Annotated in this window: 11 protein-coding genes and 1 riboswitch; of the genes, 4 read left to right on the plus strand and 7 right to left on the minus strand. The window is 32.3% G+C overall.

The features are described 5' to 3' along the window. Positions 1-102 precede the first annotated feature (102 nt). Positions 103-783 (minus strand): metal-dependent hydrolase, encoded by a 681-nt coding sequence (locus H277_RS0114325; RefSeq protein WP_019976304.1) that lies wholly within the window; start codon positions 781-783, stop codon positions 103-105. 17 nt (positions 784-800) lie between these two features. Next, positions 801-1,727: a 1,4-dihydroxy-2-naphthoate octaprenyltransferase gene (menA, locus tag H277_RS0114330; protein WP_026357625.1), complete on the minus strand. Its 927-nt coding sequence runs from the start codon at positions 1,725-1,727 to the stop codon at positions 801-803. A 79-nt stretch (positions 1,728-1,806) separates the two neighbouring features. Here menA and H277_RS0114335 point away from each other — a divergent pair, with 79 nt between their 5' ends. Beyond that, positions 1,807-2,643: a glycoside hydrolase family 25 protein gene (locus H277_RS0114335; protein WP_019976306.1), complete on the plus strand. Its 837-nt coding sequence runs from the start codon at positions 1,807-1,809 to the stop codon at positions 2,641-2,643. 31 nt (positions 2,644-2,674) lie between these two features. Here H277_RS0114335 and H277_RS0114340 read toward each other — a convergent pair whose 3' ends face one another. Further along, positions 2,675-4,897, minus strand: coding sequence for a TonB-dependent receptor (locus H277_RS0114340; protein ID WP_019976307.1), 2,223 nt, complete (start codon positions 4,895-4,897; stop codon positions 2,675-2,677). A gap of 69 nt (positions 4,898-4,966) precedes the next feature. Between H277_RS0114340 and H277_RS0114345 the strand changes: the two genes are divergently transcribed. Beyond that, positions 4,967-6,070 carry a PepSY-associated TM helix domain-containing protein gene (locus H277_RS0114345; protein ID WP_019976308.1) on the plus strand — a complete coding sequence of 368 codons (1,104 nt, stop codon included), beginning with the start codon at positions 4,967-4,969 and terminating at the stop codon, positions 6,068-6,070. 16 nt (positions 6,071-6,086) lie between these two features. Here the strand turns inward: H277_RS0114345 and H277_RS0114350 are convergent, their stop codons facing one another. After that, positions 6,087-7,340, minus strand: a complete 1,254-nt coding sequence (locus tag H277_RS0114350) for an MFS transporter (protein ID WP_019976309.1) — start codon at positions 7,338-7,340, stop codon at positions 6,087-6,089. 275 nt (positions 7,341-7,615) lie between these two features. Here H277_RS0114350 and H277_RS0114355 point away from each other — a divergent pair, with 275 nt between their 5' ends. Then, positions 7,616-9,328 carry a T9SS type A sorting domain-containing protein gene (locus H277_RS0114355; protein WP_019976310.1) on the plus strand — a complete coding sequence of 571 codons (1,713 nt, stop codon included), beginning with the start codon at positions 7,616-7,618 and terminating at the stop codon, positions 9,326-9,328. A 136-nt stretch (positions 9,329-9,464) separates the two neighbouring features. Here the strand turns inward: H277_RS0114355 and ribB are convergent, their stop codons facing one another. Next, positions 9,465-10,127: a 3,4-dihydroxy-2-butanone-4-phosphate synthase gene (gene ribB / locus H277_RS0114360; protein WP_019976311.1), complete on the minus strand. Its 663-nt coding sequence runs from the start codon at positions 10,125-10,127 to the stop codon at positions 9,465-9,467. A gap of 132 nt (positions 10,128-10,259) precedes the next feature. Continuing rightward, positions 10,260-10,389, minus strand: a riboswitch (FMN riboswitch). A gap of 381 nt (positions 10,390-10,770) precedes the next feature. On the opposite strand from ribB, the gene H277_RS0114365 reads away from it, so the two are divergent. Further along, positions 10,771-11,535: a T9SS type A sorting domain-containing protein gene (locus H277_RS0114365; RefSeq protein WP_019976312.1), complete on the plus strand. Its 765-nt coding sequence runs from the start codon at positions 10,771-10,773 to the stop codon at positions 11,533-11,535. 33 nt (positions 11,536-11,568) lie between these two features. Here H277_RS0114365 and H277_RS0114370 read toward each other — a convergent pair whose 3' ends face one another. Next, on the minus strand, positions 11,569-12,189 hold the full coding sequence (locus H277_RS0114370; protein ID WP_019976313.1) for an SGNH/GDSL hydrolase family protein: 621 nt from the start codon (positions 12,187-12,189) through the stop codon (positions 11,569-11,571). An 18-nt stretch (positions 12,190-12,207) separates the two neighbouring features. Beyond that, positions 12,208-13,617, minus strand: coding sequence for a radical SAM protein (locus tag H277_RS0114375; protein ID WP_019976314.1), 1,410 nt, complete (start codon positions 13,615-13,617; stop codon positions 12,208-12,210). Positions 13,618-13,628 lie beyond the last annotated feature (11 nt).

Genomic DNA, 13,628 nt, shown 5'->3' on the forward strand with positions numbered 1-13,628 from the left:
TTTAAACAAATTTAAACAAATTGTCTCGATTTGTAAGTTAAAGAAGGTTAAAATAAGAAAGCTCATCTGTTGATGAGCTTTTTGTTTATTTAGAAAATTATACTAAACTGTTAAATCTTCTCCTATATCCAATAAAATCAATTGAATATGGCGCGAAAAGAAAATTGATTTAGCTTCAGCTTTATCAATTTTAATAGGTGGAAAAGTATCGTAATGGTAACCTAATACTTTTGTAGCTTGTACATATTCTGCAGCAATTGAAGCACTTTTAGCTCCCATTGTAAAATTGTCACCAATTGGTAAGATTGCCAAATCTAATTCTCCGATGGTATCCGGAATCAATTTCATTTCGTACGTCAAAGCGGTATCTCCAGCAATGTAAATTCGTTTTCCTTCGCTTTCGATAATATATCCATTAGGATCTCCTCCATATGTTCCGTCTGCAAAAGAACTTGAGTGAAATGCTATTGTAGACTGAATTGAACCAAAATCAAAATTAAATTTACCTCCGGTATTCATTCCGTGAGCATTTAATCCTTTTGCACTATAATAACCTGCTATTTCTGCATTCGAAATAATTAGAGCTCCTGTTCGTTTTGCTAAAGTTTCTACATCGTACACATGATCTTGATGCGCATGTGTAATTACAATATAATCTGCTTTTAAATTTTCAAAATCTATATTTTTAGCTAATTCATTTGGCGTAATAAACGGATCGACAACAATATGTTTTCCATTTGCTTCGACTGCTAATGAAGCATGACCTAAGTATTGAATTTTCATTGTATATTTTTTTGTGATTAACGCGTTAATGTATCAATAAAATCAAATCCGATTAAACTATAGCCTAGTAATACCGCAAAGAATAAAGCTAGCATAGCAACTTGTTTTAAGAAGGGATCATAGTCTTTCGGATCTTTTACAGCAAATATCTGGCGGCGAATTGCATTTGCAAAAAAGATTAATATTAAAAATACCAATCCGGATAATTTTCCTGATTTAGCAGGTATCATGGTTACATAAAGTGCACTTAATAGAAAGGGTGCTGTCATTAATGCCATTTGGTAATATTTACTTTTTTGAAATCCAAGCTTTGATGCTACTGTTATTTTATTGTTTTTGACATCATTTTTAACATCACGCATGTTATTCAAATTTAGAACCGCCACACTCCAACATCCCATAGAAGCTGCCGGTAACAAAATTTGCCATTGAAAAACTTTAGAATACAAAAATTCTCCTCCTGCGACTGCCAATATCCCGAAAAATAAAAATACAAAAAGATCTCCTAACCCAATATATCCATAAGGTTTTTTCCCCATTGTGTAAGCCATTGCTGCAAAAATAGATGCAACACCCAAACCAAGGAAAATATAAATATAGTTCATCTCATTGGGATAAAATGACACATACAATAATGCTGCAACGCATACTAGCGAGACTGCAACCATAATTGCGATGGCTATTTTCATTTGTTTTTGTGTAATTAAACCTGAAGCTACAGCACGTTGTTCTCCCACTCTATTTGCATCAGTTCCTTTTACCGCATCACCATAGTCGTTGGCAAAATTTGATAATATTTGGAAAGCCAATGTCGTTAAAAGTGATAAGAAAAATATATCATTTCGGAAGATTCCTTCTGATTTTGCAATAAATCCTGCTAATAATAATCCACTCAAAGAAAGTGGTAAGGTGCGAAGCCTTGCGGCTAATATCCATTTTTTCATACTGAACAAAGATAATGAAGATTTTACTTTTTTTATCATCGAAAATTGAAGTAATATTGCATAGAATTTATCTACCAAAATGCCTCGTAAAAAAACAAAACAACACGCTTTTTACAAAAAGATTAAACCTTCGACGTATTTTATTGCGTTTGTTATTTTATGTGTTATCTATTTTACGTACCGTTACCGGCATGGCATTCATTATTATTTTGTCATCGTCGAAAAATCATTGAAAGGAGAAAAAATAACTGATGATAAAGTCACAAAATATGACATTCGGAATATAGAGGTAATGGATAACTATTATCTCAAAACTTTTGGTGTCGATGTTTCTCATTATCAAGGAAAAATTGATTGGACGAAGATGCATACGATTTATCAATTGTATCCGATCAATTTTGCTTTTATACGTTCTACAATGGGAACATCATCTATTGATGAAACTTTTGAATACAATTGGAAAGGCGCAAAAGAGAATAATATTCTACGTGGTGCCTATCACTTTTATCGCCCTGATGAAAACTCGACTTTACAAGCCCAAAATTTCATCAATAAAGTAAAATTAGAAAGTGGTGATTTACCCCCTGTTCTGGATATTGAAACTTTACCAAAAACACAATCAATGGAACGCCTGGTCGAGGGAATCAAAAATTGGTGTAAAATTATTGAAGAGCATTACGATATAAAGCCTATTATCTATACATCTGACAAATATTTTGAAGATTATTTACAACATCATTTCAAGGATTACGTTATTTGGATTGCGAATTACAATTTTTGGGTAGAGGAAATGAAAGGTCATTGGGATTTTTGGCAATTCACTGAAAAAGCAACTATAGAAGGTGTTGAACGATACAAGGTTGATGTCAATATATACAACGGAACTATTGATGATTTGGAAAGTCTGACCTTATAAAAAAAGCGAATCAAATGATTCGCTTTATATTTTAAAAAGTATAGGTAAAATTCAAGTTGAATGTTCTTCCACGTCCAGCATAGTAAAACAATTCAGGAACTTTATACGCACTGTATAACACTTGAGATTTCGCACTCCAAATTGTTTGATAATCGGTATTAAAAATATTTTGTACCCCTAAATTAATTTTTCCAAAAGGCAATTTGTAAGCCACCATCAAGTCCGAAGTCGTGTAACTTTCAATCACATTCTCTAAACCATCTGTGTAGTTGAAGCTTTGCAAAGTCTGAAATCTAAAGTTCCAATTATCAAAACCATAACCTGCATAAGCGGTAAGTTTAGAAGGTCCTGAAGTTGAAACATCTTGCTTCTTCCAACTCCCCTCCTTTTCAACTTCTGATTTGATTAACAATGTATTCGCCCCAATATAAAATCCTCCGGTAGCATATGAAACCTCAGCTTCAACTCCCATATTTCTCAGCTTTTGATCAATGACTTCTACCCAAAGATTCAACCCATCTCTTTTCAAAGCAATGTTTTTATCTGAATTACTAATAAATCCTGATAATTGTCCTTTAAATCCATTCGCAGTTTTGAATCGATATCCCAATTCAAATTGCCCTGTTTTAACACCAGAAAGAGGAGAGTCTTTTACATTTACACTTGAACTTAAATCCCAATTATTTGTAGCAGAATTAAATTTATAATTTCCATATCCATAAAATTTAGACGGATCTGCTAAAGAAACTCCTTGAGAGTAAGTTGTCCATACTTGATTGGATGCATTGATTTTATACAACAATCCTGCATTCAGCATGGTCATGTTATAACTACTTTTCCCTCCGGGAATATAATCTGCCGTCTTTCCATAACCATTGGCAATTTGCAGCTGTTGTGTAGAACCAACGAAATCATCTAACTTAATTGAAATATCCTGATAACGAATTCCTCCTGAAACTTTCAATTGAGGTAAAATGTCATATTCTGCTTGTGCATACCCTGCAAAACTAGTGGAACGATTTGTAGGATAACGATCAATTGTTAAAACGGTTTTATTAATCATTCCTCCACTAGATAATGATTTTTGAGAATCAAAGACATTTTGCTGACCTTCAAATTTTTCGAAATCAATATCAGCTCCGTATGTCAATTTAAATCTCCCCCAATCTTTTACTAAAACAGCTTTTAATCCCGAATAGTAGGTATCTTGTTGAGAAGCGGACATATATGGACTAGTACCGGAAGGTAATGTCAAACTTCCCGGAAAAGGGTAAAATCCTAATTTTTCGACACGAGAAGCAAGTTGAACATACACATCTTGTCCTCCTAAAATATTTGTTCCGTTATAGCTTAATGTTCCCATGATACGTTCTGTTCCAGGATTTTTATCAGTGTCAAAACCGTCTCTCATCTCTAAAACAGAAGCATCTCCTTTAGTTAATACACTAATATTTTCACCTAAATATAAACTTCTGTCTCCACTATATTTTGAGCGGTAATATTGCACAGATCCATTCAGTTGATGTTTCGAATTAAATTTATAACCCGCTGTTGCTAAAACATCTATCGACTGATTGTATTGAAGATCTAACTGTGATATATCTGCAAAAATCTGATCACCATCTGCATCATAAGCTCCTCCATTTTGTTGAAAAGCAACGGCTAATCTTCCCGTAAATTTATCATTTTTATACCCCAGAGATTGTGCTGCACGCCAATCATGATCATCTTTTCCTGCAAAACCTGTTCGTAAACCAAGTTCGGTTTCTCCGCTGATTCCATTCTTCTGAGCTTTCTTCGTCACAATATTAATGATCCCTCCAGTAGCATTCCCTCCGTAAATTGAACTTGCACCAGACAAAACCTCAACTCTTTCTATGTTGAAAGGATCTATTGCATCTAACTGACGGCTGATATTTCGGATACTATTCAATGAAACACCGTCAATCATAACTAACATTGAACGTCCGCGCATATTCTGTCCATAATTGGAACGTCCCTGCGATCCAACATCCATACCTGGAATCATAATGGATAAGGCCTCTTTCAGAGGTACTCCATTTTTGGCCTGTTGTGCAATTTGTTCTTGATTAATGATCCAAACAGTTCCTGCTAAGTCAGATATTTTAGTCGGTTTTCTTGAAGCTACAACGACTACATCATTTAAATCTGTACTTATGCTGTCATTCGTTTGGGCTGAAGACAGCGAAGCTGTTCCAAGTAAAATTGCTAAGCAGATTATATTTTTTTTCATGGTGTATTTTTAAAAATTCTATATTTGCTGCAAATATAATTTTTATTTGTTCTAAATTAATTTTAATTCATGAAAAAATTTTTCATCTTTCTTCACAAGTGGCTAGGATTGTTTACCGGGATAATCATCTTCATTGTAGCTATTACAGGTGCCATTTTTTGTTTTCAAGATGAATTGAAAGATGCTTTGTTTAGCTATAGAAAAATTGAGGTAAGCCATCAATCATTTATACAACCTAGTCAAATCATTCAAAACGTTCAAAAGAAAAATCCTAAACATCAGGTTTTGCGTGTGATGTATATGGATAAAAACCGCTCGACTGTTGTGATGACAAAAGATGACAAGAAGGAATCATATTTTATATATGTTAATCCTTACTCTGGCCAAATCCTGCATCAGGAAAATATGAAACAAGATTTCTTTTTGGTCATTCAATACATTCACATGAATCTTTTACTAGGAGAAATTGGTAAAAATATTATTGGATTTTCGACAATAATTTTCATCATTATTATAATAAGTGGTTTGATTTTATGGTGGCCAAAGAAGAAAAAACAAACCAAAAATGCACTGACAATAAAATGGAGTGCAAAGTGGAAGCGTGTCAATTACGACTTACACAATGTTTTAGGTTTTTATGCATTCTCTATAGCCATAATCGTTGCTTTATCAGGATTAGCGTTTAGTTTCAAACCAGTTAGAAACTCGTATTCACAAATTGTGAATTTAGGAAAGTCTTATCTGAATGAAGAAAAAGGATATGTTTATCATCCTACCGAAATTTTAGAAAATAATTTTTCAAGTGTCGATAAAGCATATCAATATAGTTTAAAGAATAGCCCAACTGCTGCAATGCATTGGATTTATCTTCCTGTTCCTGACAAAAATCCGTTGGCGATTAGAGCTTACCACAAAAGTTTACGGTATTATAGTGTTGATGAATATCAATTTGATTCCGAAGAATTTCAAGTTTCTCAATTAATGGACAAAGATTTATCGAATGGTAAAAAGTTCTCTAACGCTATGTATGATATTCATACAGGGCAAATTTTAGGATTGCTTGGAAAACTATTGGCTTTTACTTCTTCATTAATTGTAGCTAGTTTACCAATAACAGGCTTTCTTATTTGGCGAAACAAAAAACGTAAGTATAAAAAAATCTCAGTTAAATAACTGAGATTTTTTTTATTTATTTTAACTCAACCTGCCTGATCTGCTTGATAAATAATGCAATTAATATTACAGTTAAAATAGTCATTGATCCTCCAAAAACAATCCCCGGAACTAATCCCAAAAATGTAGCAGCAATTCCACTTTCTAATGCTCCTAATTCATTAGAAGAACTCACAAATATTGAATTGACAGAAGAAACACGCCCTTTTAAATTCTCAGGTGTTTTAATTTGTAATATACTTTGACGAATGACCATCGAAATGGCATCAAAAGCACCTCCGAACAGTAAAATTGCGAAACATATATATAGATTTCGGCTCAATCCAAACGAAATAATGCAAACTCCAAACATGGCAACAGCACCCAATAATTTTGGACCAACATTCCCTTTTAATAAACTAGGAATCATGGATAAGAAAAACATCATAATTAATGATCCTATGCCATGTGCCGAACGTAGCAAGCCAAATGCTTCGGATCCTTGATTCAATACTTTTTCTACAAAAGCAGGTAACAAAGATTCTGCTCCACCAAAGAAAACCGCAAACATATCCAAACTCAAAACAGCTAAAATAATCGGTGTTCCCCAAATAAATTTCAACCCCTCTTTGATACGTGTCATAGGCGATTCGGTAGACTCTGATTCAGAAGCCTCTGCCGGTTTTTTCGAAATCATAAAAATCATGATCATTGAAATACACATGATTGTAAAAGCTGTTATTAGAGCTGCTTCTATCCCAAATTTCGCTAAAATTACTCCTCCTGCTAAAGGCCCTAAAACTGAACCAATCATAAAGGCAGAAGAAGAAATCGGAATTGCTTTTGTATAATTTTCTTTACGAACAACTAATGCCAGAAGTGCGAATAAAGCTGGTCCACTGAAAGATCGTGTTAATCCCAATATAAAAAAGGCAAAATAACAAACGCCTAAATAAACAGGTATTCCAATCGCCTCTCTAACGGAAGGGAAATTGACAATCATCAAAACAAAAGAAGCCGTCATCAGACTACCGATACTTCTTATCAAAATCATTCGTTTATCTAATTTATCAACCAACTGCCCCGCATAAAAGGCTGTCAAAAGAATCGGAAAAAATTCTGCTAAACCTATTAATCCCAGAAAAATTTCTTTCTGTGTCACTTTAAAAATTTCGTAGGCTACTGAAGTACTCTGAATAAATAAAGCAAAGATTAATGAAAATCTTAAAAAGATGAATGGAATAAATTCTTTATTTTTCCAAACGGACGGAATTTTCTCCTCTGTCGTCATTTTCTAAATTGAATTTTTAAGGTTTAAATGTACATTGATTTTTATCAAATCATCTTGATTTTAGATAATAAATTTTTGAATGCGTACAAAAACAATCAGCATTCCTATCAGAATATTTAAAAAAATTAACAAACAAATTTCTTTCTTAGTTTTCTTGAACTCTTCTTTATTTTTCTAGCTTTTATACCTGATAAATATTATGTTCTAAAGCTGTAAAAAAATTTGTCAGGTTTGATATATTATTTAATTTAGACTAAATAAAAATAATATAAGATATGAAAAAATTTACCTTTTTATTAGCACTATTACCATTGGCATTAAATGCTCAAAATTTCAAAGAAATAGAAACTCCCATGGCTGATTATTACTACTCTTCCAGCGATGTTGCAGATTTTGACGGAGATGGTCTTTTAGATATTGTCTATAATGGGGCAATTGATTCTGATAAAGATGGAAATGTTGATGTTACCCACAATGAAATTTACAAAAATACAAATGGAGTTTATTCGGTTTACGGAGATTTAGGAATGAATTCTACTCACCTAGGGGATATAAAATTTATTGATTTTGACAATGACGGTTTGTTAGATATTATATCTACGGGGCTAAGTTATAATGATATTGTTAATTATCAACAATACAAATTCAGGAATACAGGAAGCGGTTTCGAATTGATTGACAATACACCTGGAAAGATTTATGGCTCTTTAGATGTTTTTGACTTCAATAATGATGGAAAACAAGACTTTGCCTTGAAGGGAACACAATATGTAAAAGGGAAAGGATTTACTTTCGAACTAGATTTGTATAAAAACAATGGAAATGGTTTCGATATAAAAAATGCGTGGTTGCCTGGAACTCAAAATGGAAACTTCAAGGTACTAGATTTGAATAACGATCATCTTCTTGATGCAGTTGTTTTTGGATTTGACGCTGATATGACACCTACTTTTAAAGTCTATTTAAACAACAATGGTCAATTGGAGTTTTCTCAGGATTTACCTGCAATGAGCGACGGAAAAATGGCTTATGCAGATTTCAATGCTGACGGATTTTTGGATTTGGTCGCTTCCGGAGTTGATGAAAATTTCAATGAATATTTAACTATCTTGTGGAATGACGGGAAAGGAAATTTTACCACAGAAATTATCGAAAATGAAGGTCTTTCAGGATCTAGTGTTCAAACCGGAGATTTAAATAATGATGGTTATTATGATTTTATAGTAATCGGAAATGATGAAGATTTTAACGGATGGGTTAAAATTTTTCTTTATAATCCTTCTACTCATACTTTTACAAAAGCAGAAGATACAGGATTGTTTAATCTTGGAAGCCAAGGAAATATAGTTCTTTTTGACTATGATAATGACAACCACCTAGATGTATTAATGTCTGGATTCGATTGGAGTCATGAAGGTATGCCATCTCTAACAAAATTATTTAAAAACATCGCAACAGAGGAAAATAAAAAACCTCTTGCACCTACTGAACTTCATTTAGAGAAAAAAGAAAACAGATTTAATTTTTCTTGGAATGGTGCAAGTGATGATAAAACCCCAACTGAGGCATTACGATACGAAATTAAAGTAGGAACAACAACTGGTGCACAAGATATTGCAAAATACATTGTCACTACTCCTTCTTGGTTCTTAGAATTAGAGAATGCGCCTGCAAATGTTTACTGGAGTGTAAAATCTATTGATGCTTCTAATACGTACTCTGATGCTTCTAAAGAAGAAAATCTTGCGCTTACAGATTACTCGCTTACAAATCATTTACAACTTTACCCAAATCCTGCATCTGATAAAGTTTTCGTAAAAGCTGATAACTTGAATTCGGTTGAATTATACGATTTGCATGGAAGAAAAATAACTTTCCAATTAAACCCGGATCATTCTATCGATGTTTCGTCTTTACCAAAAGGTGTTTATATTGTTAAATTGAATATTAACGGTCAATCAATCACTAAAAAATTAATCAAAAAATAATTTATCACTAAAAACTAATCGATGTAAACAAAAGGTGAGCTGAAAATGCTCACTTTTTTGTTTTCTAATAAAAAAATCTTCAAGCATTTCTACCTGAAGATTTTTGAAAGTTTACAGCCTGATTTTACATTCTGATTTAAGCTAATTCCAATTCTTTTTGTTTTTCCAATTGAACACGATATTCATAGATATCCTCAATCGTTAAAACTGTCATTTCATGTTTTTCAGCAAAATCTATAATTTGAGGAACTTTTGCCATTGTGCCATCAGGATTTGTCAACTCGCATAAGACAGCTTCATTACCCAAACCTGCTAATCTCACAATATCGATACTTCCTTCTGTATGTCCGCGACGCTCTATTACGCCTTTTGGACGCCCTATTAATGGAAAAATATGTCCGGGACGATTAAGATCTGATGGTTTTGCGAAAGCATGAACCGCCGTTTTAATCGTTTGAACACGATCTGCTGCAGAAACACCAGTCGTGACACCTTCTTTTGCTTCTATTGTAACTGTAAATGCTGTATGAAAACGTGAATTGTTATTTTCGACCATCGGATTCAGTTCCAATTGGTTTGCTTTTTCTGGTGTTAGACACAAGCAGACAATTCCGCTGCATTCACGAATCAATAAAGCCATATCCGGTGATGTAATTGTGGAAGCAGGAAAAATGATATCACCTTCGTTTTCTCGGTTTTCATCATCAATTAATAAAATTCCTTTTCCGTTTTGAAGTTCTTTGATTGCATTTGCAATTCTTTCATTGGCATTCTTACCAAATTGTGTGATTGTTTTCATTTGATTTTTTTTGTTTGATCATGAAACATCACTTCAGGGCGAAACATAAAAAATCGTCCTCCGAAACTCATAAAGCATCACACCACAAAAGGTGCGATACTCAACTTTGTTCAGTACGACATGATTATGTTCAATTTTCTTCTCTCATCCAGACTGTAACTGTCGGTTTTGGATTTTCACCAAATCAGTCCAATAACAAGAGTTAAAGGAGTCGCGGACTATAACCGCCGGTAAGGAATTACACCTTGCCCCGAAGAAAATTTCGTTTAATTAATACTAATTTGTTTTGAAATAAATTACTATAAACTTTCAAACACAAAGTTACAAAATAGAAATGAGTTATTTATAATGAGTAAAGATAAAATCATATCGACTATTTAAAGTTATATTTATTTAAATTCGTTATAAAATAGATCAACTTTTCAATTGGAAATATTATTTATATTATTTATCTATTGGAATTAAACCTTTTTTTACCTCTGTCACTCTCTTATTTTATTCTCTCGAGCAAGAAGTTATTTGTATAATATTTGTATACCCTTAACTTAATCGTAATAGAAATTTTCAATTCTAAAACTAATATTACTTTACCCTTAAATATTATTTAATTAATATCTTCGTACGAATTATAAACAACTTTTCTATGAAAAAAATTTTATTCTCTGGTGCATTATTAGCTTCATCTTTATTATTTAGTCAGATTAATTTAGAAAAAACATTTTCTAATAACGAAAAAGTTACTGCAATTTCCAACAATAATGATATTGCATATATTTCTTCAACAAAAGATAATAAGCTTGTCTTGTATAATGCTGATTATTCAATAAAAAAGATTATTAATGTGGATATGCCTGCTGATTATTCATTAAGATTTATTTATAATACAACTGATACTTGGTATTCAGTTTCGAAACAGATCTTTAACTCTGATGATAATTACGAATTTGTTGTAGAAATCAGAAATAATCAACAATATAAAACTTTAATTATAGATGAAAATGGTAAAGTATTAAAAGATTTTCATCCAAATTACTCAAACTTTATTCAATCAGTATATTATGATAAAAAATCAAACAAGAACAAATTAATTGTTGATTTTACGACAAGCAATTTTACAGAGAATTATCAAGAAGTTTATGTTTTACCAACCTCATCTTTATCAATAGAAGAAGTTAAAACAAACTCTAACTTACAAGCTTTTCCTAATCCTGCACAATCTACTTTAACTATTGTTAATCCTAAAAACGGCATAAACAATGTAGAAATTTATGATATATCAGGAAGATTGATTCTAAAAAAAGAGTTTAATCCTTATGAGAATAAAATTTCTATAGATGTTCAAGATTTATCTAATGGAAACTACATTTACAAAATAGGTAATTCTTCGGCTAAATTTATGAAAAAATAAATCCTAAAAAGCACCTTAAATGAGGTGCTTTTTTTACAAATACTTCTCAAGAATAGGTTTAATCTGAGTTGCGATAAAATCATACCCTTTTTCATTTGGATGAACACCGTCTTTTGAGAGAAAAACTTCTTTATTGGCATTAAAACTTGAGAAAATATCTATAAATTCAATATCATTTTGAGCAGCCAATTCTTTTAATTTTTGATTATACAATTCAATTTTTTGAGTAGTACGAAATTTACGTTCAGGAACGTTTATTCCATCAACAGTTTTAGAAATTGGTAAAATACTAATCAAATAAACATGCTTTGTAAATTCTTTTGCATGAGAAATCATTTGAGAAAGATTCGCTTCAAAATCAGATAACGAAACCAACTCTACATTATTTTTCTCAGCCAAGTCATTTGCTCCATACAAAAAGAAAATCAAATTTTCATCCGGTGAATACCGGGCTTGCACTTCAATTTCAAATCGTTTTATTAATCCTTCTGTTGTTTCTCCTCCTATTCCAAGATTAAAACAATTGATTTCATTTGTATTGTTTTGATAAAATTCGGCATGGCAATAACGTTTTAAAATATCCACATAACCTCCTAAAATTCCATCGTATTCTCCATAGGTAATACTATCACCAAAAAATAAGCAGTTTGTCATTTCTTTAAAACTTCAAATTTAAAACAAAACTTTATCCTCTTTCCTCAATTGCTCTAAATATTGAGCTTTATCATCACGATAAAATAAATTCATGGTCTCAAAGGGAATCAATTTCAACTCTTTGTTGACAATATGCACACACGATTTTTTAACTGCTCGAACATCAAAATCATGTGCGTCCATAAAATTCATAATAATTATTCGAAACAAATTATCATAATCCAAATCCAATTCAGGCGCACAAACTTCCGGTAAACAGCAAAGCAACTGATTCACTTTTGGTTGTACTTTATCCACAGAAATTCCTGTGCTAAAAATATCCAACAACTGAACTTTCAATTCTTCATCTTGTTCGTAAACAATTGTATTTTTTGATTCGTTATTCAATAAATCGGCAGGATTTATATAGCGTGTTAACGGAATTACCTCATCATTTAACTTTAACATATATCCCATTGCCAAAGCATCCGGGTTACATGGAACGGGAATAATATCATTTTCATTGAAAAGAGAATACTGATTCAGAATCTCTTGACGAACTTCCGTTAAGGTAATTTTTTCATGAATAGAGTCTTCTCTGTTTCGACCTGCAATTTCTACAGGTTGAAAAGTAACTCCACGTACACATTTTTGTTTTAAAGCAAAATCGATAATTTTTCCAATTTCATCCGTATTTTTATCCTTTTGCAAGACGACAACTAAAGTCGTTGAAAGGTTTAATTCATTCAGTTTTTCTAAAGCTTTCATTCGGATATCTGTCAAATCTTTTCCTCTAAAATCTTCTAAAACTTCTTTTTTAAAAGAATCGAACTGCAGATAAACCTCAAATTCAGGTGCATAAGTTGCTAGTTTTTCAGCAAAACCAGGATCATTCGCAATTCTAATTCCGTTCGTATTTAACATCAAATGTTTAATCGGTTTTGATTTGGCAATATCCATTATTTCGAAAAACTGTGGATGAATTGTTGGTTCGCCACCACTAATCTGAACAACATCCGGTTCGCCTTCATTCTTTACAATCACATCAAACATTGCTTCAATCTGCTCTAAACTCCGGTGAGAACCATAATGAGGCGACGACATGGCATAACAAGTTGGACACGTTAAATTGCACCGATCTGTCACCTCGACAATAGATAAACACGAATGTTGTTCGTGATCTACACACAAACCACAATCATAAGGACAGCCATATTCAACATCAGTACCGAAATGCAAGGGCATTTCCGACGCTTTATTGTAGTTTCTAATGTTTTTATAGTAGTCAACATCCGACGCTATTTTCGTCTTGAAAAATCCATGATCGGGACATCTTTTTGTCATGAAAATATTTTCATCTTCAATGATTATTTTTGCTCCAACACGTTTCAAACATTCCGGGCAAAGACTAATTGTATAATCGTAATAGGTATAATTTCTAATGGGCATAGTAAAAGTTT

Source organism: Empedobacter brevis NBRC 14943 = ATCC 43319 (assembly GCF_000382425.1).
Classification (GTDB): Bacteria; Bacteroidota; Bacteroidia; order Flavobacteriales; family Weeksellaceae; genus Empedobacter; species Empedobacter brevis.